Raw genomic sequence first — 22,457 nt, 5'->3', positions numbered from 1 at the left:
GATTCGGACTTAGTCGCCGACGCCGAGTTCCGCCGTCCCGGAACCCTCGGCGTCCTCGAGTTCCGGACTCGACCAGTACTCGTGGTTGTCGAGGGCCCGGAAACAGGCCGCCTTGGTTTCCTCCGCGTCGTACAGTTCCGGTGCCCCCTCGGCGCAGGCCTCCCGGGCCTTCGTACAGCGCGGGTGGAACGCACAGCCCGACGGCGGGTCCTGCGGGTCGGGAACGTCGATCTGACGCACGGGCGGTTTCTCCTTGATCCGTTCCATCGCGACGTCCGGGTCCATCGAGGGCGTCGACCACCGGAGTACCTCCGTGTAGGGATGGCTCGGGTTCTGGATCACCTCGTCCGGACCGCCGATCTCGACGATGTTGCCGAGGTACATGATGGCGATCCGGCCGCCGGCCCGCTTGGCCAGGTAGCGGGCGTTCGCCAGGTCGTGCGAGATGAAGACGTAGGAGGTGTCGAACGTCTCCTGCAGGTCGAGGATGAGGTCCATCATCTCGACGCGCAGGGAGACGTCCAGCGCGCTGATCGCCTCGTCGGCCAGGATGACGTCCGGGTTCATCAACAGCGCGCGCCCGAGCGTGATGCGCTGTTTCTCGCCGCCCGAGAGCTGGTGGGGGTACCGGTCGGCGTAGTCCTCCGCCGGCGTCATGTCCACGTACTCCAGGTAGCGGTAGATCGTCTCTTCGCGTTCCTGCGGGCCGAGTTCCGTCCGGTACTTCTTCAGCGGGTCGGACAGGATGGCCCGCACCCGACGCGAGGCGTTGAGCGCGTTCGCCGGGTCCTGGTGGATGATCTGCATCGCCCGGCGGATCTCCCGGAACTCGATGTCGGCCCCTCTGGGGTGGTCCTTGGCCTCCCAGATGTCCTGGCCGCGGTACTTCACGGAGCCACCGGTCGGCCGTTCGAGCCCGACAGCGGACTTCCCGAGCGTCGTCTTCCCACACCCGGACTCGCCGACCAGCACGACGATGTCGTTCTCCTCGAGTTCGAGGTTCACCCCGTCGACGGCCTTCACGCGCTTGTCGCTGAGGTAGCGCTCGATGCCGGTCCCCGTATCGTAGTGGACCTCGACGTCCGAAAGCGAGAGGAGGGGCTCGTCGGCGTGCTCGGCTTCCTCGTCGTGCTGTTCCCCGTCGGTCGCGTCGTCGGTGCTCATCTGTCGTCCTCCGTGGATTCGTCTTCCAGCGTGTAGTCGATCTTCTCGCGCGCCTGGTCGGTGTAGAAACACGCCGCCTGGAGGTCGTCCTCGACGGCGGCCAGGTCCGGGTCCTCGATCTCACAGCGGTCGTCGGCGACGGGACAGCGCGGGTGGAACGAACAGCCGGTCGGGATGTTGACCGGGTCCGGCCGCGCCCCCTCGATCGGTTCCATCTCGTCGACGTCCGAGTTGATGCTCGGCACCGACCGCAACAGCGAACGGGTGTACGGATGGGCGGCGTTCTTCATGAGGTCCCGCGTCGCGCCGACCTCTACGAACTCGAAGGCGTACATCACGGCGATGCGGTCCGCGAGGCCCCCGACCAGCGGCAGGTCGTGCGTGATGAACACGATAGTGAGGTCGAACTCGTCGCGGAGGTTGCGCAGCATCGAGATGATAGAGCGCTGCATCAACAGGTCGAGCGCGGCGGTGGGCTCGTCCATCACGAGCACCTCGGGTTCCAGCACCAGCGCCAGTGCGATCAGCGTCCGCTGTTTGATCCCGCCGGAGAGTTCGTGGGGGTAGGACGTCATCACGCGGTCGAAGTCGATGTACAGCGCGTCGAAGAGCTTCCGGACGTGGTCCATCCGCTCCTCGAGTACCGCGTTGTGGGCCTGGATGGTCTCGTGGAAGTGGGCCTTGATCTTCATCGTGGGGTTGAACGAGTTCATCGCCCCCTGGAACACCATCGAGACCTTCTCCCACCGGAACGCCTGCAGTTCGTCCGAGTCCAGGTCCAGCACGTCCACGGAGTCGTCGAGTCCCTGGTCGAACGAGCCGATGGTCTGGCTCTCCCCGGCCGCCTCGTCCGGGTAGTAGGTGACGTCACCGGCGAGCACGCCGGGGTCCTCGACGGCGTCGAGCAGCGCCGAGGCGAACATCGACTTGCCCGACCCGGACTCGCCGACGACGGCGAGAATCTCGTTGCGCCGGACGTCGAGGTCGACGTCGTTGAGCACCCACGCCTGCCCGCGGGCCATGTCGAAGGACACCCGCGCGTCGCGGACCGACATGACGATATCTTCCGGTTCGTCCTCGTCTGCGTCGGGCGTGCCGGTCGTTCCCGGCTGGTCTATCGCCATCTCACATCACCCCCGTCCCGTCTTCGTCGGCACCGTGTTCCGTGTTCCGGGCCCGGAGTCGCGGGTTGAACACCCGGTCGAGGCCCTGCGAGAACAGGATCAGTGAAAAGCCCATCCCCGCCAGCGCGACGAGGGGGACGACCAGCCAGTAGAGGTGACTCGGCGTCGAGATGGCGTTCCCCTGGCTGTAGGCGAACTGCATCATGATGCCCCAGTTGGTCGTGCTGAAGGGCAGGATGCCCAGGAAGTACAGCGCGACCGAGTCCCTGATGATCCGCACCGCGGACCCCGACCCGCGGATGAGGATGTAGGGGGCGAGTTTCGGCATGAGTTCCTGGCCGATGATAGTCGGCGTCGACAGCCCCATCGAGCGTGAGGCCTCGACGTAGTCCTCCGTCCGTAACGAGAGGACCTGCGAGCGTAACTCCCTGGCGAGCCGGGGCCAGACGGAGATGGAGAGGATGGCGCCGACGATGAAGGGGTCCCGCGGCGTGAAGATGGCCGACAGGACGATGATGAGCGGGAGCCCCGGGATCACGAAGAAGATGTCCGTGATGGTCATCAGCACGGTGTCGATGACGCCGCCCTTGTAGCCGGCGATCATGCCGAAGAGGATGGCGACACCGACGGCGAAGACGAGGCCGGCCAGCGCCATCTTCAACATTGCGGGCGTCGAGTGAATGAGCTGTTTGAAGATGCCGCGACCGAGGTTGTCGGTGCCGAACGGAATCGTCCAGTCCTGGAACGGCTGGAGGTAGCGCGGCCCCTCGTTCAGCGTCGGCGCTGGCACGATGATGACGCCGACCGTGCCCATCAGGAGGTAGATCAGGATGCCGATGCCGCCGATGCGGGTCCGCCAGTCGTTCCAGGCGATCCGGAAGGGTGTTCGCACGTAGGAGTCGAACCCCCTGCCGAAGCGTTCCTTCGGCGAGGACCGACTGCGCCGCTCGTCCTCACCGGTTCCGAAGATGCTCTCCTGCGTGACGCCGCCGTCCGTTTCGAGGTCGTCTCGTGACATGTTAGAAGGTATCCCTCGTTGCGCCGGTTTCCGCACGCGGGTCGATGAGGCCGTACGTGAGGTCGGCGAGCAGGATGCCGAGCACCGTCACGGTGCCGAAGAAGAGGAACGACCCCATGATCAGCGGGTAGTCCTGGTTGACCACGGACTCGAACAGGAACCACCCGGCGCCCTGGTACTGGAAGATGTACTCCGTGATGACGTTCGACGCGAACAGCGCGCCGATTCCCACGACCAGTCCCGTGTACAGCGGCAGTATCGCGTTCCGGGTCAGGTATCGGGTGAGGATGCGGTTGCTACTCACCCCCCGTAGGCGCGCCGACCGGAGGTAGTCGGAGCCGACGATGCGGACGGTGTTAGCCCGCATCCCGAGCGAACCCGCGCCGAACCCGAGGAGGAACGTGGACAGGATCGGTAACGCCCCGTGATGGAGGATACCCAGCATGAACTGGACGTTGAATCCCGGCGCGACTGCCCGCGGCGCCCGACCGCCGGTCGGGAACAGTCCCCACTGGAACGCCAGCAGCGAGAGCATGACGATCGCGCCGACGTAGTACGGAATGGCGTTCACCGAGAGGACCAGCACCGTCAGCCCGGAGTCGAGCTTCGAGCCCTCGTGCCAGGCCATCAGCACGCCGACGAGGATACTCGCTGTGAACCCGAGCATGATGCCGTAGACGCTGAGGAAGATGGACCACGGCATCGCCCGGAAGAGGATGTCGAACACCGGGTCCTGGTAGAGGATCGAGGTCCCGAAGTCCCCGCGCAAGACGATCCCGCTGACGTAGTTGAAGAATCCGACGATGATCGGTTCGTCCGGGTTGATCCCCGTCATCTGCTCGGCCATCCTCGCGACCTGTTCGGTGTCTACCTCCCCCCTGCGTTGCTGTTGGGCGATGAGGTTGGCCATGATCGCCTTCAGCGGACTCCCCGGGATGAGGCGATACAGGGCGTAGGTCAGGAACAGTCCCGACAACAAGGTAAACACTGACTGCGCTATGCGTCTGACATAGTATCGCATGTATGTTGACGCAACCCAGCACCCCTTATATCTTCCGTCAACAATGATGAGCAATCGCGGGACGGACCGTCCGCTGGGCGGACGAATGGATCGGTCCCCACCACCCTCGCGTCCGTGCAGTGACGGTCGGGTCGTCACCGTCGCGTTCGACGACAGCGAGTTCGGCCCCGGCGACCGCTCCCCCTGATCGGTTCGCCCGGTCTACAGCGCCGTCGTGGCCACTTCGTAGACCACGTACAGCACGTAGGCCGCCGTCGGGACGGCAGCGACCCGGTAGGCCTCGTCGGTCTCGATGTCACGGACGCCGCGGACGGCGTAGGCGGCGATGTACCCCGCCCACACCGCGAAGGCGATGCCGACGACGGCGGCGGCGACCACGGCGATTTCGCCCGCCACCACGTCCCACACGAAGGCAGCACGATCCTCCGGAACCCGTGGGACTTCCGAGGTCGCCACGTCCCCGGCCGAGACGGAGAACGCGGCGTACGCTACCGCGACCGAGTGGATCAGGTTCGCGAACGCCAGCGGCACCAGCGCCCACGCCGTCCACTTCAGGAGCACGTAGTACTCGCCGACCGCGGAGTATAGCCAGCCGACGATATACAGTGCCGTGGTCAGGCCGATCCACAGGAGGACGGCGCCGACCAGCGGCGCGGCGACCTCGCCCCACATCGCGAAGGCGACGTCCTGGCCCAGCGGGATTTCGAGCTGTGCGAACAGCTCCTCGACCTGGAGGAGCGCGTAGACGTTCCCGACGAAGCCGACGGCGCCGACGACCAGGACCAGCAGTATCTCGACCCGGAGCCCGCGGGTGCCGACGTACTCGTCGTAGAACGTCCCGGGGTCGGTCAGCAGCGTCCGGTACATCCCGAGCGTCCGACTCAGGTACGATCGCGGGTTTCGAACCGCCTGTGAGATAGCCATTGGTATCTATGTGGTCAGGCCGGTGCCTCGACGGTCGGTACCGGAATCTCTTCGAGGACGTCCTCGATGATGTCGTTGCGGTCGACGTCCTGGACCTGTGACTCGGCGGTCAGGACCATGCGGTGGGCCATCGTCGCCCGCGAGACGGTCTTGACGTCGTCCGGCGTCACGTAGTTACGCCCCTCGACGACCGCCTGGGCGCGTACGGCCTCGTAGAGACGCTGGGTCCCGCGGGGGCTCATACCGACCTGGACGCGGTGGTCCTCTCGGGTCGCCCGAGAGATGGCCGCGATGTACTCGAGCATGTCCTCCGTGACGGTGACGGTCTCGGGGACCTCCTGGAGCGCCGTGACGCGGTCGTGGTCCAGCACCTGCTCGACCGTCGGCGTCGGCGCCGAGCGGTCGTTCCGGCGGCGCAGGAGTTCGACCTCGCCGTCGTTGTCGGGGTAGCCGATGCTGGACTTGATGTTGAATCGGTCGACCTGCGCCTCGGGGAGGGGGAAGGTCCCCTCCTGCTCGACGGGGTTCTGCGTCGCGATGACGAAGAACGGCTCGGGCAGCTGGCGCGTGTCACCCTCGGTGGTGACCTGGCCCTCACCCATCGCCTCGAGCAGGGCGGCCTGGGTCTTCGGCGGCGCGCGGTTGATCTCGTCGGCCAGGATCACGTTTGCGAAGATGGGGCCCTCGTTGAACTCGAACTCGCCTTTCTGTTCGTTGTAGATGTACGTCCCAGTGACGTCGTTGGGGAGCAGGTCCGGCGTGAACTGGATACGGGAGAACGAGAGCCCGAGCGCCTCGGCGAAACTGTTCGCGGTCAGCGTCTTCCCCGTCCCGGGGACGTCCTCGAGGAGGACGTGGCCCTGGGAGAGCAGCCCCACCAGGACCGTCTCGAGGAACTCCTCCTCGATGATAACCGACGATCGTATCTCGTCGACTACCAGGTCAATCTCTTCACTTGCCGCTTGGATCGATAACTCTGACGCCATAGTATGGATGGGCAGACAGGTCACCTTAATTGTGACGGTGTGTCGCACCTCACGATACCACGGACCGCGCGGCGTCGTCGCCACTCCGCGACCCGGGAACGACCGCGCGACGCGTCGAGAACGAATGTTCGGGGCGAAACCGGTCAGGACCTGATGCCCCAGATCAGGAGCAACCCGCCGAACAGCAGGAACGCGAGCGCGCCGTAGGACAGTCCGTCGACGGCGACCGCGTACACGCCGTAGGCGACGCCGACGATGAGAATGCCGACCACGACGCTCGCCGCGGCGTGGACGACCTCTCCCCTGACCGTGTCGGTCTGGTCCGAGAGCTGCGAGCCGACGCTGAAGGCGTTCTGCCCGTAGTCGAACGACAGCACCGTCGCCAGCGCGCCCAGCACCAGCAGCGGCAGCGAGTTGCCGAACACGCCGCTCAGGACGACGCCGACGAAGACGATGCCCGTCCCGATAGCGGCCGCGCGCTCGGACTCGAACGCGAACAGGCCCGCGACGACGCCGACCAGGCCGAATGCGCTGACCGCCATCGCCAGCAGCGACGTGGCGCTGGCGACGACTGCCAGCACCGCCGCGACGACCGCCAGGACACTGCTCACCGTCGCCGGAGAGTGCGTTACCTCGACTGCCGTCACCGGTTCGTCGCCCTGTTCCGACCCCGCCATACTGCCGTTGACTCGTTCTGAACTCATCATGCCCACCTCGCTTTCGCTCGGTCGATCTGCAGTCGCAGTTTGTCGTCCGGATTCCAGTCGATGACGCGGATGCCGCGCTGCCTGAGGTTGCGGACGCGCGCCGTCCGTTCGGCCCGGGTGAGCCGTTGGCCCACCGTCTGGTCGTTCGTCACGTCGGGACTCAGCACCGTCACCAGGTGTCCCTTCGAGTCCAGCCGACTGGCGACCTCCATCGCGTAGTCGTCGGCCAGCGGCGTGAACAGGAATATCTGGGAGTTGCTGGACAGCCGCCGGAGGACGTGCGTCATCGGGTCGATGTACCCGCCCTCGGTGTCCTGGCGGTCCGGCGGCCGCGGCGACAGCGCCGGGTGCTGGGCGAACAGCATCCGGGCCCGCTCGCGGTGTTCGCTGCCCGCGCCAGCGTCGTACCAGCACGGGACGGTGTCGAACGCCGCGATGCCGACGAGGTTGCCCTGGTCGAACAGCGCGCCGAACACGTCGCTGGCGGCGTGGACGGCGCTGTCGACGGCGTGGGGTTTGCCCGGCTCGGAGGCGACGTAGGCGCGCTGTCGCGTGTCGAACAGCAGCGTCACCGTCGCCGCCCGCTCCTGGCGGAAGTCGATGGTCGCCAGGTCACCAGTTCGGGCGACCTGCTTCCAGTTGATCCGGTTCATCGGGTCGCCGGGCAGGTAGTCCCGGACGGAGTGGAACTCCAGGCCCGAGCCGCCCTTCTGGGTGTTCACGTCGCCGGAGTACTGGGTCGTCTGTGCCCGTACCGGCACGTCGTTCGTGACTTTGAGCGACGGCACGCAGGTCAGTTCCGTCTCGGGCGTCAGCAGCGACGTCCGCTCGGCCCCGCCGCTGAAGTCCCGCGAGACGCAGACCACCGGCCACCTGTACTCGCCGCGTTCGACTCGCACGACGTAGGAGAAGGTCGCGCTCGACCCGGGGCGCAACGCGGTGTGGAGCCGCGGGACGCCGTCGGTGACGACGAAGGCGTCCGGGACGGCGTCGACCATCCGCAGGTCGGGCAGTATCGAGTCACCCTCGTTGCGGACGGTGACGGTCACCGCTACCTCGTCACCGGGCTGTGGGTCCTCGGCCTCGAGTTCGCGCTCGACGGCGAGCGACTCGACGCGTGGTACCGCCGAGACGCGACCGTAGATGGTGTAGGCGATGCCGACCGTCCCCGCCATCATCAGCGCCGGGGAGAAGGTGACGACGCCGACACCGACGGCGAACAGCCCGAAGGCGGTGACACCGAGCCACCGGTTGGTGTGGTGGAGCGAGACGTCCTCCAGCGGCCCGTTCGTGTCGAAGTCCGGGATCGAGGAGTCCGCCTCGTTCCAGTTCGTCTCGACGCCCGCTTCGGCGTCGTCGTCACCGGACCGGCCGAAGATCCGCTCGAACCGGCTCGGCGGTTCCTCGGTCTCGATGGGGTCGACCTCGATCTCGCCGTAGTCGAGCAGCGCCTCGACGGCCGCGCGGAACTCGGTCTCGAAGCCGCCGTCGTCGCCGTCCTGGACGAGTCCCGTGAATCCGGCCTCGTCGGCCTCGGTCCGCTGGCCCTGGAAGAACGCGGCGGCGTCGGGGTCGTCGGTCCAGTCGCCGGACTCGAGGACCGCCCTGGCCTCCGCGACCGAGCAGTCCTCGCGGTCCTGGACGATGGCGACCCCGAGGCGATCCATGCGCTCTTCGAGGTGTTCGCTGTTCTCCGCGACGCCCTGACGGAGTTCGGTCATCTCGTACAGCATCCGGTCGACCTCGTCGCCGGGGCGCTGGTTGTCCGCCGGTCGCTCGGGGTCGGGCATCACCGTCTCGGTGATTTCGCCCTGGAGTCGGCCCCGGACCGTCAGCGCCGCGGCCAGGAGCGCGGCGACGCCGGCGGCGAAGATGACCTCTGCGCCGAACGGGAACGGGTCCGGGACGGCGATAAGCGCGACGCCGACGACGACGAACAGCAGGCCGATTCCGACGATCAGCCGCTTCAGTATCTCGTCGACGTTCATCGTTCACCTCCCTCGTCCGCGCCGGCGTCGTCGCCCGTCCCGTAGGCCGCCTCGATGGAGCGGAAGACCTCGATGGCTCGCTCCTCGCGGGACTCGGGGTCGCGCTTGCCGTAGCGGACCTCCTCGAACAGCTGCGTGAGCTGTCCGACGTCGTCCTCGTCGAGACCGGCCTCGACGGCCGCCTCGGCGAACTCGCCCGGCGTGGAGCTCTCGGGTTTCGACACCCGGAGCAACGCGGTCATGTCGCGCCACGCGGCGTACACCTCGTTGTCCACGTCGGCGTTGCGCTCCTCCAGTCGGTCGGCCGCGGCGGCCGCGGCGGCCGCCAGGTCGCCGACGTCCGGCTTGCCGAGTTCCTCCTCGTCGTCCTCCTCGACCATCGCGGCCGTCTGGTCGCTCGATGCGCGGTAGAGCACCACGGCCGTCGCGACCAGCGCGAGGGCGAACACGCCACCGACGACCATCGGCGAGACGTCCGTCGAGACGACGCCCTGCCCGGCCGCGTCGCCGATGCCCTCCACGACGCCCGACTGGCCGTTCTGGCCGTCGAGGGCCGCCGTACAGTCGGTCGTGAGGAAGTACGCCGTCAGCGCCACCGGCGCGATCGCGTACATTCCGAGGAACGACGCACCCAGCGAGTAGCGACGCTTGATCCCGTACAGCACGAGGCCGAAGAAGCCGAAGTAGCCGAGTCCGCCGTACCACTTCGAGAGCGGTTCCACGCAGGTCGAGGTCTGTGCGATGAACCCGTCCGAGCCTCCGCCCTCCCCCATGTCGATACTGCCGTTGGTCTCCGACGTCGAGTCGTTCAGGCCACCGGCCTGGCCACCCGATTGGCCGATTTCGAGCCCGCCCGACGCGGTGCCGGTCCCGAAATCGACGGTAGTCTGGATGGTCGCCGCCCCCATCGCGATGGCCACGATGCTCACCACCCCGATAGCAACGACTCGCGCCGTGTCACGTGACACGTAGTCCATACACCGATGTGTTGACACCCGGTTATATGTTTGTTCGGATTGTTTTCATCCAGTTGGCAGTCGATCACCGGAACGATCGGCGCTGGTCGAACTCGGGTGACCCTGTCCGGGGGAAAAGTATTTTCCCCAACGGTGTGAGCTACCCTCATACACCCGGGGATCAAAGGTTATGAAACGACGACAATTCCTCACGACGACGACAGTGGCGGCATCGACGATCGCGGTGGCCGGCTGTGGCGGCGGGAGCGGCTCCAGCGAACCACAGGGCGAGGTCACCGCGGAGGTGACGCTGACCGAGGGCGAGGCCTTCGACCCGCTTCGGGTCCACGTCGCCGAGGGTGAGGCCGTCAGGTGGATCAACGAGACCGGTGAACAGCGGACCGTCCGGGCGAACACCGAAGTCGACGGCTCGAACGAGTGGGAACTGGACCTGGCCATCGCGGCCGGAGAGTCGGGCGCCCACACGTTCCAGAGCTCCGGCGTGTACTCCTACCACGACGCCCAGGACACGCACTTCCTGATGTGTGGCGCCGTCGCCGTCGGTGACACGAGCGAGGACGACGTCGGATCGCTCCCCTGCGAATAAGCCGCGACCGTACCACTTCTCGCGGTCCCGCACTCCGTCGAGCAGCCGTCCGGCAGGCCGACGGAGCGTTTATACACCCCGCTACACAACGAAGCCGCCAATGAGAGACGGCCGCGGACGCGACGGATCCGGTTCGGGGACGACGACGCGACGGCAGGTCCTGGCGAGCGCCGGCGCGCTCACCCTGAGCGGCCTCGCGGGTTGCTCGTCCGACCCGGACGACGTCAAACACGCCACGGACGTGTTCGGTCACGCCTTTCCATACGCCACCGAGAGCGTCCAGCTCAACCCGTGGCTGTCGGGCTCGTACCCCTGGCACTTCTACACGATGCTGTTCGAGGTCCAGTCCGTCCAGCGGCCCGGCGGCGAGCGTCGACTGGGCGACGTCGTCGAGGACGTCGCCATCGACGGGACGACCGCGACGGTGACCTACAGCGACGAATTCTCCTGGTGGAACGGGAAGCCCGTGACGGCGCGCGACCAGTGGGTGTACGAGCGGATCCAGTCGGCCGTGAGCGACGAGGACCGGCCGGCCGTGACGCTGCGCGACGAGCACACCCTCGTCTACGAGTTCGACCGCGCACTCGCCGAACCCCTGGTCCTGTCCCACGTCGTCGGCGGCGCCGTCAACACGCCGGCGTGGCTGTTCGAACAGTGGGTGGACCGCCTGGACGCTGCGTCGACCTCGGCGGCCAGCGAGGACGTCGTCTCGGAACTCCACGAGTGGCGCGTCTCGCTCGAGGACGCGGCGGAGAAGGGGGTCGGGTGCGGGCCCTACGAGCTCGTGGAGGCGTCGATGAACCGACTGATGCTCGAACGCTTCGAGGACCATCCCCGGGCCGACGACATCGCGGTTCCGACGCTGTGGTTCCCCGTCGTCCAGTCGGTGTCCCTCGACAAGTTCGTCCAGCAGGGGACGCTCGACGGCGGCAGTGGCCTGCTGACGGGGCTGAAGGGGTCGCCCGCGGACAACGTCGACCAGATCGCCCGGTACCCGACGACCGGCGGGACGAAACTCGCCCTCGACTGGCGGAACGCCCACCTCGGTCGGCTGGCGGTCCGGCGCGCGTTGCTCGCGGCCCTCCCGCTCGACGACGTCGTCGACGTGGGCGGGTTCGGCGAGGCGACGACGCGACAGACGGGCATGGCGACGCCAGCCGAACGGCGCTGGCTCGACGAGGACGTGCTGGCCGACCTCCGCGAGTACCCCGTCGAGTCCGACACCGAGCGCGCGGCGGAGTACATGCGCTCGGCGGGGTACACGCGCGACGACGGTGACTGGTACGACCCCGACGGCGAGTCGGTCTGGTTCCGCCTCCGCACGCCCATGTGGCCGGACTGGAAGGCCAGCGCCGAACTCGTCGACCAGGCGCTGACCGAGTTCGGGTTCGACGTCGACTTCTCGCAGATCCCCGCTCCGCGGCTGGTCACCGACGTCGACACGCACAACTTCGACGTGTTGCTGTGGCCCAGCGACGGGAGCCCCCACACGCTCTACGACGTCACGGCGACTGGGACGACCGCACTCGGCTACGGCGTCACCGACCCGACGACGGAGACGTCGGCCCACGGCAAGCCCGTCGAGGTCACGATTCCGGCGGCCGGTGGAGACGACGAGCGGAGGGTGAACCTCGTCGACCAGTGGCGCCGACTCGGGAGCCAGTCCGACCGGGAGACGACGGCCGACGCGGTGGCCGCGTTCGCCCGGTGGTGGAACCACACCCTGCCCGATATCCACGTCGCGACGAGCGTCAGCGGGACGTGGGGGAACACGCGCGACTTCGAGTGGGTCGGTGACGACGACGCCTACCGGACCGCGGGCCCGGAGAACCAGTCGGCGTTCTACGCGCTGAAGCACGGGCTCGTCCGGCCGGGAGACAGCTAAAAAGCACGGCAGTCCGGGACGCCCCCGGAATCGACGGCGCGTATCGCAGTGGTAGTGACAGCCTGTCTGGTCCGTTCGATTCGACGAAAGTTCCGATCCGAGCCGCTGGAGTCGGACCGACGTCAGCGGTCCATCTCGGAGTCGTAACTGGCTTGGGCGATACCGCCCAGCGTGACGGTGTCCGTGATGTTGAAGCTCCGCTCCCAGTCCAGGGCGTCGTCGTCCTCCCCGGGCCAGTCGAAGTCGCGGACGTTCGCCCACTCGCCGTAGGTGTACTGGTGGAACGCGAACTTCGGCACGTAGTAGTTGTAGTACCGGGCACACGTCCGGAAGCGCTCCTGGAGCTCTTCTTCCGAATCGGCGGGCTTCCGGATGTTCTCGACCACTTCGGCCATGTTCACCTCCTCGTAGTCGGTGACGCCCTCGAGGTCGGGCTGCTGCCCGGCCTGGTCGGGGGCCTCGATCGAGCCCACCTTGGTCGGCAGATGGGCCTGCACGACTTCGCCCTTGATGGTGAACTCGTCGTCGGGGTCGACGGCACGGCGGTCCGACCCGGTAGCGTTGGGGTCGCCGCCGAGCAGCGACGCGTTGTCCCACCACGCGGCCTGGGACTTGTAGTAGCCGAAGCGGGTCGGCTGGTTGTACCAGTGGATCGAGGTGTCGAAGTTCGGCTCTTCGTTGTTGAACGTGTCCAGGTTGTTCGACCACGTCCCCCAGTCCTGCTGGGTGAACGTCGCGTCCACGCCGAAGTTGCGGAGTTGCTGCCGGATGGTCTGGCCGGCACCGATCCAGTCCTCGATGTTCGAGGTGATGAGGACGTCGAGCTTGAAGTCGTTGCCGTCGGGGTCGACCCAGATGTTGCCGTTCTTCGTGTAGCCCGCCCGCTCCATGTACTCGTTGGCGGTCTCGACGTCGGCCTCCTTCGGCCAGGAGTGGAGGCTGTTCAGGAACTCCTCGGAGAACGTCGACTCGGAGTGGGCGTCGAGCATTCCGGTGTCGTGTTCGAGCGGGACGGAGCGCTGGTCGCCCCAGCCGTTCGCGCCCACGACGTTCCAGTCGATGGCCGTGACGAGCGCCCGTCGGACCCACAGCCGTCCGAGGTGCGGGTTGTTCCAGTTGAACCACCACGAGTCGCCGCCGTTCGGGCGCAGGTAGGTGGTGACGTTGTCGACGTGGTCCGGGAGGCTCTCCGGATTCCAGGTGTTGTTGGGCGTGATGGACCCGGCGTGGACGTCGATGGCGCCGTTGTTCGCCAGCGTCTGCTCACGGTCCTCGTTACCGAACTGGAGCTGGAGTTTGGGGATGTTGATGTGCTCGCGGTGGGGATGTGGCGACTCGGCGTCCTCGTCGCGGAGCCGAAGGATGGCGCGGTCGGAGCCGATGTCGTCGGTCGAGCGGAGTTCGTACGGGCCCGTCCCCCAGCCGTTCTCGGCCAGCCGTTCGAGCGAGACGCGGTCGCCGCGGACGTTGCTGATGACCTCGTTGTACCGCTCCTGGGTCCCGGCGGCGTCGAACTCCCGTAGCTTCGGGTCGCTCCACTCCTGCGGGAGCGGCGGGTCGCCGTCGGTCGCCGCCGCCTCGTCGGCGAGCAGCGGTTCGTTCGCCGGGTCGTCGTCCGCGCCCTCGACCTCGGCTCTGGCGTGCCAGAAGTGGTAGCGCCACTGGCTCTCGGCCTCGGCACGGTGGATCTGGCCCTCCTGGAACTTGTTGCCCTCGACGAAGTAGCGCACCTTGTCGTACTTGTACCGGGTCTCGGCGTCGTTGGGCTCGCCGTTCCAGAACGTGGAGCGCTCGTCGTGGGTGTTCCACAGGTCGTAGGGCGGTTCGACCTCCCAGTCCTTGATCCAGGTGACGAGGCTGATCTCGTCTTTCCCCTGGACCCACGGCGCGTCGAACGTCGCGTCGTCGCCGTGGAGGCGCTTCGACGTATCGTGGGAGTTCGACATGCCGTGCAGTTCGGACATGAACAGGTCGCCAGTGGTGTTGTCCTGTGGCGTGTGGGGATTCCAGTCGAAGGTGTCCGGCGTGTTCAACACGAACACGCGGACGGTGTCGGTCATCCGGTTGCTCGGATCGGGCGTCGAGTCCCCGTCCGTGGTCGTCGACTCGTCAGTGTCCGATTCGCTCGTGGCGGGTTCCGTCTCGGTTCCCTCGGACCCCGACTCCGGACAGCCGGCCAGTGCTGCCGCACTCGATCCAGCTACCAGTTGCGCGTACCGTCGTCGCGACAACTTCTCGCGGTTATTGTCAGTTTCCCGCATGCTACCTACGTTCAGCCAATATTATATAAAAGTACCCGATTCTTTCACGATCTTTGACGGCGGTACTAGTACCGACGACCCAAACTTTGAAATAATCTCCCGTGGCAGCACTCACCGATGAAGCGATCACTCGAACGGGCGAACGCGGAGGCCACGGGCGCGAAACGATATCTGCTCGCCGCGTATTACTTCCTGGCGAACAACATGTCCATCGTGGCCGTGCTCGTCGGCATCGCCATGATGGCGTTCGGCGCCACAGTCCTCTCGGGTCGCCCCGGCTTCCTGTTCGGGGCCGACGGACCGCTGAACGTGCTCGCCCACGGCGTCTTCGCGGGGATGTTCGGCGTCTGGGGCGCGACGGTCGTCCTCCTCGGCGTCCTCGCGTACGGTGCCCTCTGGCTCAACCAGTTCGTCGCACGGATCCAGACCGATTCGTCGGCCGAGTCCGACGCCGACACCGAGCCCGAATCCGACCTCGACGCCGAACTCAACTCCTTCTAGTCCCGCCGGGCACAGGTCCGGAGGACGACGCCACTTCCGAGGGCGAACGCAGCGCTCCCGGCCACGTTCATCGTGACTACCACGTACAGCGCCGAGTCACTGTCGGCGACGAACAGGTAGGGGACCTGTATCAGCAGGAACACCACCGCGAACGCGAAGAGGACCACGAAGTAGTGCTGCCGGTCGCACAGTTCCGCCACCAGCCGCTCGCGCGACTCGTTCCCGCTGCGGGCCTCCTGATTCATGTCAGTTGGTCACCCGGGGGAGCGTAAAAAGATACCGAGGCCGGCTACCCCACTCCGGACGGGCCAGGCGATCGCTTCGGTGGTCCGTGGCAGCGACAAAAAACGGAATCCGGTATCCGACCGACTACGCTTCGTCGTCGTCGTCGCGCGTCAGCTTGTAGCCCGCGAGCGCACCGGCGCCCGCCACTGCTGAGCCCACGCCCAGACCGGGGCCGACGGCCGACGTCGACTCCGTCTCGGTGTCGGCGTCGGCGTCCGACCCGCTCTCCGCTGTCGCCGTCGACTGCTCGGCGTCGAGCGACAGTTCGACCGTCGTCCCGCCGTCCGAGAGCGTCGCCGTCGTCGACGCATCCGCACCCTCGTAGCTTGCGGTGACCTCGTACTCGCCTTTGAACGCCCAGGAGGAGTACACGCCCTGGTCGTTCGTCTCGCCGCTGTTCTCGGTCCACCACTCGTCGAAGACCAGGTTCATGAACTGCTCACCGTGGGGTCGGAGCCCCCAGTTCGAGTCGAAGAGGGCACCGGTCGGCCGCCAGTGGTCGCCGGCCCAGAAGCCCCAGTTCACGAGGCCCTCGACGGCCTCGTGGCTGAAGCAGGCGATCAGGAAGTCGCTGAGGTAGTCCGCCTGCCAGTCGACCTGTCGCTGGTCGTCGCGACTGTCGATCTGGATGTCGAACTCCGTGATGAGGATCGGCAGATCCAGCTCCCCGAACTGGTCGAACGTCGAGAGCATCTCCTTGGGCGGGGTCACGTTGCCGTTGGAGAACTGGACGTGGCCCATGAAGCCGACGCCGTCGACGGGCGCGCCCTCGTCGACCAGGCGCTGGACGAACTCGAGGTGCTGGTCGCGGAGGAAGTCACCCGCGACGTTGCCCATCTCGTTGGTGTAGAGGCCGGCGTCCGTCGCCTCGGCGGCGGTCGACCACCACTCGAGGGCCGCGTCCCAGCCGAGACGGTCACGGATGTTGCTCTGCCACATCGGGTGGTTGTGCATGTCCCAGTCTGTGACCTGCCCCTCGAACTCGGCGGTGTGGCTCTCGATCTTGGAGAGGATCTCGTCCTGCAACTCGCTGTCCGAGAGGCCCTCGCTGACGTCCATCCCGCCACCGTTGGCGCCGCCGTACTCCTCCCATACCAGGTAGTGCCCGCGCGTCGGAATCTCCTTGTCGTTCAGCCACTGGACGGTCTGTCTGGTGGCCTCCTTGTCGATATCCCAGTCGCCGCCCCAGGCCGGCCACTTCATCCCGTTCTCGACGACGGCCTTGTTGAAGTTCTCCAGGAACCGAGCGCGGTACACGTCGTCGTCGTCGCCGTCACCGGTGATGTGCTCGACGGAGACGGCGCTGCCGAAGTCGAACTCGTGGTCCTGCATCGCGACGTCGACGCTCGCCCCGGGGAGCGGGTTCCCGTCGGCGTCGACGACGGAGACGTCCAGCGACGCCTTCCGGAGTTCCTCGATGCGCGCGTACGCGTCTTCGCGCCACGTGGCACCCTCGGACCGACCGTCGTAGTCGAAGATGGGGTGCGAGTGCTGGCCGACGGGAAGGTCGCCGACGGCGACGTCCGTGGCGCTGTAGTCGATGAGCGCGAGCCCACCGAAATCGAGGTTCTGTTGCGTGAAGCCGGTCCAGAACTCCATGTACGGCTCGTGGTTCGACCCCTCGGGCTTCTCGCCGACCTCGATGGGGAAGTAGTATCGTTCCCAGGACCCGGTCGGCTCGATCAACGCCCCTTCCGCGACGAAGTTCTCGTCCCCGTAGGCCGTCTCGCCGCCGGAGTTCTCGTAGCGGTACTTGAACCCGGCCTGTATCTGAGCGTCGCTGGTCTCGCTCCGGACGTGAGCCACGCCCAGGAGCACGTCGCCGGCCTCGAACTGGCCGTCGGGGATGATCCCCTGGTAGGAGTACGTCCAGTTGTTCTCCGGGTCCTCGTTGATCTCGACGCGTTCGGCCTGCGTGAAGGGAACGTTCACGTCGTCCACGGTGAACGTCGACGAGCTGCTCCCCCCTGGGCCGACGTTGTCGAAGGTCTCGATGGTCACCTGCTCGTCCGGTTCGTAGACGAACTCACCCTCGGGGAGGCCCCGGAACTGGGTGAGGATCTGTCGAAGCGTCTGATAGTAGTCGTCGATCGAGGCGTCTTCCTGTGCAGCGCCCACCCTGGCCGCTCCCGGCAGGGCGCCGAGTGCGCCCAGCGCCGCGAGCGAACCGATGAACGTCCGTCGGTCGCTGCCGATGTCCGCGCGTTCGTTTGTCATCTGTGGTTCACCCGTTCTTTCTATTATTACGCCAAATATGTACTGGATAATTGCAGCATAGCTACGGCGAAAATTGCACGATCGAGAGTCGTGTTGGCGAATATCGAAGGCGGATGTCGGCGGCCGTCTCGCGGCGGATCCGAGTGGGGCTTCAGGTCCTGCCTTCCCGCGCGTCAGGTCGACCTCCCGCGGGTCAGGCCCGGGGGTACGTCTCGGCCTCGGCGAGCACGTCCGACTCCCCGAGGTCCCAGTCCGCCAGGTAGTCGGCCTCGGCGGCGACGAGTTCGCCGAACAGATCACGCGACTCGTCTGGCGTCAGCGTCTGGACCTGGGAGTCGATCGAGAAGCCTTCGAACGCCCTGTCGACGTCCCCCTCCCGTGCGGCCTCGATGATCGTCTCGATGGTGTCGACGTGGCCCTGGATCAGACTCCGGACAGGTCGCGGGAAGCCGCCGGCGGCGACTGGCTTGACCTGGCCCGCGCGGACGACGGCGTTCGTCTCGACGACCGGACCCTGCTCGATATCCGAGATCTGGCCGGTGTTGGGCAGGTTGACGTTCGTGACGTACGGGCCGTCGCCGGTGAGCCCCTCCAGGATGTCGAGGAACTCCTCGCCGGAGGGTTCGAGTTCGAACTCCTTCTCGCCCTCCAGCCAGGCCTCGACGTCCGTGGTCTGGTCGGACTCGGCCGGCGTCCAGTGTTTCGCCCGGTAGTCGGCACCGGTGCGCTTGACGCCCCAGTGGTTGAGCGTCTCCTGGCCGCCCTGGATGAACGAGGTGGCGTACTCGACGAGGTGACGGTCGCCCGCCGCGGGCAGAACGCCGAACCGGCGGAACAGCTCCCAGGTGACCTGCCAGTTGTCGGTGAAGACGCTCTCGTCTGCCAGGTCTTCCCAGGTGAACCGTCTGTTTCCGCGTTCGCCGTCTTTCAGTTCCTCGAGCAGCGGCCAGAGGTCGACGCCCTTGCAGCGGGCCTCGTCGACCCACGTGAAGTGGTTGATCCCCTTGACGTTCACGTCGACGTCGGCGCGCTCGGCGTCCATCCCGAGTTCCTCCTCGGCGAGCATAGCGAGGTGCCAGCGCGTCCCGAGCACCTCGTGGCAGAGCCCGAGCGCGTTGATGTCGGGGTACTCGTCGTACAACGCGCGCGTGACGAAGTGAACTGGGTTGGTGTAGTTGAACACCCAGGCGTCGGGGCAGTGCTCGCGGATCGCAGCTGCGAAGCGCCGGTACACCGGGATGGTCCGCATCGCCCGGAAGATGCCGCCTGGACCGATCGTCGCCGACACGGCCCCGTAGATGCCGTACTCCCTGGGAATGGACAGGTCGTGAACGAACGTCTCCCGCGGGTCGTACTGGGTCGAGAGGATCACGACGTCGGCGCCGGCGAGCGCCGTCTCCAGCGAGCCGACCGCCTCGTAACTCCAGTCGGCGGTGGCGTCGTCGTCCGCCTGAACCCAGTTCCCGAACTCTGCGTTGAGCCGGGCGCTCTCTTCGTTCGTGTCGTACAGCCGAACGTGTCCGTCGAACTCGGAGAGCGCCAGGTCGCGGATCAGGTTGGGGGCCCACTGCCGGCTCCCGCCCCCGACGTACGCGATCGTGAGGTCGTCACCGTCCAGACCGCCGTCTGCGTCGAAAGACTCGATTGTCACGTCCGTTCGATGGCGACCGGGAGAGTAAATAACTGTGGTCACCGTCACAGACGGCCCGGTCGACGCGCGCACCGCCGGTCGGTGGCCACGACCTGGCGACCCACACCTCCGATATTCCACCTACGAGAACGAATTCGAGGACAAGTAGAACAGTACCGGATCCTACTAGACCCCCGTTCTGTTTCGCAGAACGACCGCTACCACACACTCCAAATTTCTCTGCCGAGATTCGGCGATAGCTGCGACAGAAAATCCCGCCACGAGCGCGTATAACCCGGTAATTGTGAATGCCCCCCAGATATCACAGATTGATTATCACGATCTATCCATCTGAAAGATGAGCCGACAGTCAGGGGCAGCGGGATAACGGGCCTAAGGGCGTTATTGTGGTCGCGACGCAGCCGCCGGCCAGTGATCGACGGCTGAGGGCCTGAATCACCGTTCTAGCGCCGTCGAGATCTCCTCGAGACACCTCCCTCGCAGTATCGTTCCGCTTCGCTGAACATGTCATGCGATGAAATACCACATCACGCCCATGGATAGAGAATCAGATTCTGTATCGTAGAACAGCGATCGTCAGGAAAGACGAGGTCGGACGGTGGGCGACGGATCGCTCTCCCGCCGTTCCGCGACGACTCGTCTCCGGTCCGAGCGCGACGGTAGTAGCCGTATCAGCGCACTATTTGAGGGAGGACCCTAAAGGACCGTGCATGAATCTGGAAATCCCGACGCGATTCGCCGACCGAGACTGGGAGCGAGCCGTCGACGGCGGACCGTTGCGGTTCGCCGTCGTCGGCCTCGGCTGGTTCGGCCGGGACGTCGCCCTCCCGGCCATCGAAGATTCGGACTACTGTGAAGCGACGGCGGTCGTCAGCGGATCCGCCGAAAAGGCCTCGTCGGTGGCCGAGGAACGCGGACTCGACGCCGCGCTCACCTACGAGGAGTACGCCGACGGGGAGCACGCCGAGGCATACGACGCCGTCTACGTCGTCACGCCGAACGCGCTCCACCTCCCGCACGTGGAGACGGCGGCGACTCTCGGCAAGGACGTCCTCTGCGAGAAGCCCCTGGAGGCGACTGCCAAGCGCGCCGAACGCGTCGTCGAAGTCTGCGAAGAGGCCGGGGTCCGCCTGATGACCGCCTACCGCATGCAGACGACGCGGTCGGTCCGGTGGGTCCGCGACCAGATCGACGCGGGCGTGATCGGTGACCCCGTCCAGTTCGCCGGCGAGTTCTCCTTCAACATGCTCGCCGGCGGCGGCGACCCGGACCAGTGGCGACTCGACCCGGACCTGGCGGGCGGCGGCGCGCTGATGGACGTCGGCGTCTACCCGCTGAACACCGCTCGGTTCGTCCTCGACGCCGACCCGGTGGCGGTCCACGCGACGGCAATCGAGAACCCGCCCGAATTCGACGGCGTCGACGAGCACGTCAGCTTCACGCTGGAGTTCCCCGACGACGTCACGGCGCAGTGTACCGCGAGTTACGGCGCGAGCGGCGCGAACCACATGACCATCGTCGGGACCGACGGACGCATCACTGTCGACCCGGTGTTCGACGTCGACGCCGACCGTCGGATCACCATCGCGCGCGACCACGGCGAGACGACGGTCGACGTGACCGAACCCCCGGAGATGGTCGAGGAGTTCGACTTCTTCGCGACGGCCGTGCTCGGCGACCGCGAGATCGGTCCCGACGGCCGCCACGGCTACTTCGACCTGCGCGTGACGGAGGCCGTCTACGAATCCAGCGACGAGGGTCGCCGCGTCGATCTGTAGCGTCCGGTCCCGAAATCGGCAGCCAACGATCCCACTTCAGTCGTTCGCGAGCGCTTCTTTGACCGCGGCGTAGGCTGGTTTCGGGTCGTTGCCGGCGTCGAACAGCAGCGGGTCGTCCGTGAGTTCGCCGAACCACGTCGGGATCCACGAGTCCGAGTCCCGGACGCCCCAGACGACGACGGTGTCACAGCCGGTCTCCTGACAGACCTCGACGATGTCGCGGTAGAACTCGGCCTGCAACTCGCGGCGCGCGGCCTCGTCGCCGGGGTCGTCCTCGGGGAGGTAGGCGACGTCCATCTCCGTTATCTCGACGTCGAGCCCCAGGTCCTGGAACCGGCGGATGTTCTCGGCGACGGATTCGGGGTCGGGCTTCTCGTGGAGGGCGTGCATCTGGAGGCCGACGCCGTCGATGGGGACGCCCCGGTCCAGCAACCGCTCCAGGAGGTCGTAGATGGCGTCGGACTTCTCGTTGACCCCGTCGGCGCCGTAGTCGTTGTAGAACAAGTCGGCGTCGGTGACCTCGCTCGCCCACCGGAACGCCTTGTCCAGGTACTCCTCGCCCATCGCTTCGTACCACACCGTCTCGCGCATCGAGCCGTCGTCGGCGACGGCCTCGTTGACGACGTCCCAGGTGTCGACCTTGTCCCGGTACCGGCCCGCGACGGTGTGGACGTGGTCCCGCAGGAACGCCTCGAGCTGGTCGTCCGTGTAGTCCCACTCCTGGAACCACTCGGGTGTCTGATTGTGCCAGACGAGCGTGTGCGCCCTGACCCGCATGTCGTTGGCCCGACCGAAGTCGACGACTGCGTCGGCGTCGTGGAAGTCGTAGGTGTGTCGCGACGGCCGCAGCGGCCCCATCTTCAGCGCGTTCTCGGCGGTGATGGTGTTGAACTCCCGCCGGAGTGTCTTCTTGTAGCCGGGGTCGCTCCGAAGCGGCGCGGCGCTCACCGCCGCACCGACGTCGAATCCGCGTTCCGTGCCGACCGTTCTGAGGGTGTCGTTCTCTGGCATAGAGTTACTCTCGCCGGTAGTTGGATAAAATTAGTGGTGCCGGCGCGAGTGGACGGTATTCCCAGTATCCATTACTCGCGAGGTCTTCTCCAGACGACATTTACAATCTTAGTATTGTAATGGGACTCGGCGTCCGTCAACTGACTGCGCGGTGCGGCCCGTTGGTCCCGGTGATGGGGAAAGGGAGACGACATCACTGAAAATTATTCACTGGATAATTAGGTATCTCGACTAGTCACAGAAGTCAGTAACACCGACTGTCGTGATTAGATCGCTGTGCGTCGGCGCCCCCTCGACGAGCCGGGCGTCACAGGACCAGGGACGGCGATAGCGGACGGATGACGTTCGATCCGTCAGCGGTCGATCCGAACGA

At 66.4% G+C, this 22,457-nt stretch carries 18 protein-coding genes; 4 read left to right on the top strand and 14 right to left on the bottom strand.

Annotated elements, in window-relative coordinates:
- Nucleotides 1-9 precede the first annotated feature (9 nt).
- The 9 genes from AC5FRV_RS00455 to AC5FRV_RS00415 all read right to left on the bottom strand — a co-directional run bounded on the left by AC5FRV_RS00455 (nucleotide 10) and on the right by AC5FRV_RS00415 (nucleotide 9,909).
- On the bottom strand, nucleotides 10-1,164 hold the full coding sequence (locus tag AC5FRV_RS00455; RefSeq protein ID WP_493559167.1) for an ABC transporter ATP-binding protein: 1,155 nt from the start codon (nucleotides 1,162-1,164) through the stop codon (nucleotides 10-12).
- A complete protein-coding gene (locus tag AC5FRV_RS00450; protein ID WP_493559166.1) occupies nucleotides 1,161-2,288 on the bottom strand; it encodes an ABC transporter ATP-binding protein in 1,128 nt (375 codons plus the stop codon). Before AC5FRV_RS00450 ends, AC5FRV_RS00455 begins: the two co-directional genes overlap by 4 nt.
- Before the next feature lies 1 nt (nucleotide 2,289).
- Nucleotides 2,290-3,306 carry an ABC transporter permease gene (locus AC5FRV_RS00445; protein ID WP_493559165.1) on the bottom strand — a complete coding sequence of 339 codons (1,017 nt, stop codon included), beginning with the start codon at nucleotides 3,304-3,306 and terminating at the stop codon, nucleotides 2,290-2,292.
- A 1-nt stretch (nucleotide 3,307) separates the two neighbouring features.
- The gene (locus AC5FRV_RS00440; protein ID WP_493559164.1) at nucleotides 3,308-4,294 is read right to left on the bottom strand and encodes an ABC transporter permease; all 987 of its coding nucleotides are present in this window, start codon (nucleotides 4,292-4,294) and stop codon (nucleotides 3,308-3,310) included.
- 234 nt (nucleotides 4,295-4,528) lie between these two features.
- Entirely contained in the window at nucleotides 4,529-5,251 is a 723-nt protein-coding gene (locus tag AC5FRV_RS00435) for a YIP1 family protein (RefSeq protein WP_493559163.1), read from the bottom strand.
- A 14-nt stretch (nucleotides 5,252-5,265) separates the two neighbouring features.
- Nucleotides 5,266-6,237 (bottom strand): AAA family ATPase, encoded by a 972-nt coding sequence (locus AC5FRV_RS00430; RefSeq protein WP_089816624.1) that lies wholly within the window; start codon nucleotides 6,235-6,237, stop codon nucleotides 5,266-5,268.
- A gap of 143 nt (nucleotides 6,238-6,380) precedes the next feature.
- Nucleotides 6,381-6,941 carry a DUF7519 family protein gene (locus AC5FRV_RS00425; RefSeq protein WP_493559162.1) on the bottom strand — a complete coding sequence of 187 codons (561 nt, stop codon included), beginning with the start codon at nucleotides 6,939-6,941 and terminating at the stop codon, nucleotides 6,381-6,383.
- Nucleotides 6,941-8,932 carry a DUF58 domain-containing protein gene (locus AC5FRV_RS00420; protein ID WP_493559161.1) on the bottom strand — a complete coding sequence of 664 codons (1,992 nt, stop codon included), beginning with the start codon at nucleotides 8,930-8,932 and terminating at the stop codon, nucleotides 6,941-6,943. The genes AC5FRV_RS00425 and AC5FRV_RS00420 overlap by 1 nt, the downstream gene beginning before the upstream one ends.
- Nucleotides 8,929-9,909 carry a DUF4129 domain-containing protein gene (locus AC5FRV_RS00415; protein ID WP_493559160.1) on the bottom strand — a complete coding sequence of 327 codons (981 nt, stop codon included), beginning with the start codon at nucleotides 9,907-9,909 and terminating at the stop codon, nucleotides 8,929-8,931. Before AC5FRV_RS00415 ends, AC5FRV_RS00420 begins: the two co-directional genes overlap by 4 nt.
- 169 nt (nucleotides 9,910-10,078) lie before the next feature.
- Between AC5FRV_RS00415 and AC5FRV_RS00410 the strand changes: the two genes are divergently transcribed.
- Both AC5FRV_RS00410 and AC5FRV_RS00405 read left to right on the top strand, forming a co-directional pair.
- On the top strand, nucleotides 10,079-10,495 hold the full coding sequence (locus AC5FRV_RS00410) for a cupredoxin domain-containing protein (protein ID WP_493559159.1): 417 nt from the start codon (nucleotides 10,079-10,081) through the stop codon (nucleotides 10,493-10,495).
- Between the two features lie 100 nt (nucleotides 10,496-10,595).
- Nucleotides 10,596-12,380: an ABC transporter substrate-binding protein gene (locus tag AC5FRV_RS00405; protein ID WP_493559158.1), complete on the top strand. Its 1,785-nt coding sequence runs from the start codon at nucleotides 10,596-10,598 to the stop codon at nucleotides 12,378-12,380.
- Nucleotides 12,381-12,502: 122 nt separating this feature from the next.
- Here AC5FRV_RS00405 and AC5FRV_RS00400 read toward each other — a convergent pair whose 3' ends face one another.
- On the bottom strand, nucleotides 12,503-14,641 hold the full coding sequence (locus AC5FRV_RS00400; protein WP_493559157.1) for a periplasmic substrate-binding domain-containing protein: 2,139 nt from the start codon (nucleotides 14,639-14,641) through the stop codon (nucleotides 12,503-12,505).
- Between the two features lie 117 nt (nucleotides 14,642-14,758).
- Here AC5FRV_RS00400 and AC5FRV_RS00395 point away from each other — a divergent pair, with 117 nt between their 5' ends.
- Nucleotides 14,759-15,142, top strand: coding sequence for a hypothetical protein (locus tag AC5FRV_RS00395; RefSeq protein ID WP_493559156.1), 384 nt, complete (start codon nucleotides 14,759-14,761; stop codon nucleotides 15,140-15,142).
- Here AC5FRV_RS00395 and AC5FRV_RS00390 read toward each other — a convergent pair.
- The 3 genes from AC5FRV_RS00390 to AC5FRV_RS00380 all read right to left on the bottom strand — a co-directional run bounded on the left by AC5FRV_RS00390 (nucleotide 15,139) and on the right by AC5FRV_RS00380 (nucleotide 19,295).
- On the bottom strand, nucleotides 15,139-15,387 hold the full coding sequence (locus AC5FRV_RS00390; RefSeq protein WP_089816618.1) for a hypothetical protein: 249 nt from the start codon (nucleotides 15,385-15,387) through the stop codon (nucleotides 15,139-15,141). The genes AC5FRV_RS00395 and AC5FRV_RS00390 overlap by 4 nt on opposite strands.
- 124 nt (nucleotides 15,388-15,511) lie before the next feature.
- Nucleotides 15,512-17,644: an endo-1,4-beta-xylanase gene (locus AC5FRV_RS00385; protein WP_493559155.1), complete on the bottom strand. Its 2,133-nt coding sequence runs from the start codon at nucleotides 17,642-17,644 to the stop codon at nucleotides 15,512-15,514.
- Nucleotides 17,645-17,837: 193 nt separating this feature from the next.
- On the bottom strand, nucleotides 17,838-19,295 hold the full coding sequence (locus AC5FRV_RS00380) for a family 4 glycosyl hydrolase (RefSeq protein WP_493559154.1): 1,458 nt from the start codon (nucleotides 19,293-19,295) through the stop codon (nucleotides 17,838-17,840).
- A gap of 710 nt (nucleotides 19,296-20,005) precedes the next feature.
- Here AC5FRV_RS00380 and gfo6 point away from each other — a divergent pair.
- Complete coding sequence (gfo6, locus tag AC5FRV_RS00375; RefSeq protein ID WP_493559153.1) at nucleotides 20,006-21,073, top strand: D-xylose 1-dehydrogenase Gfo6; 1,068 nt, start codon at nucleotides 20,006-20,008, stop codon at nucleotides 21,071-21,073.
- A 36-nt stretch (nucleotides 21,074-21,109) separates the two neighbouring features.
- Here gfo6 and AC5FRV_RS00370 read toward each other — a convergent pair whose 3' ends face one another.
- Nucleotides 21,110-22,084 (bottom strand): endo-1,4-beta-xylanase, encoded by a 975-nt coding sequence (locus tag AC5FRV_RS00370; protein ID WP_493559152.1) that lies wholly within the window; start codon nucleotides 22,082-22,084, stop codon nucleotides 21,110-21,112.
- Between the last annotated feature and the right edge of the window lie 373 nt (nucleotides 22,085-22,457).

Source organism: Halomicrobium sp. HArcel3, from assembly GCF_058933135.1.
Note: the sequence above shows the minus strand (reverse complement) of the source record. Positions and strands in the feature narration are given on the sequence as shown.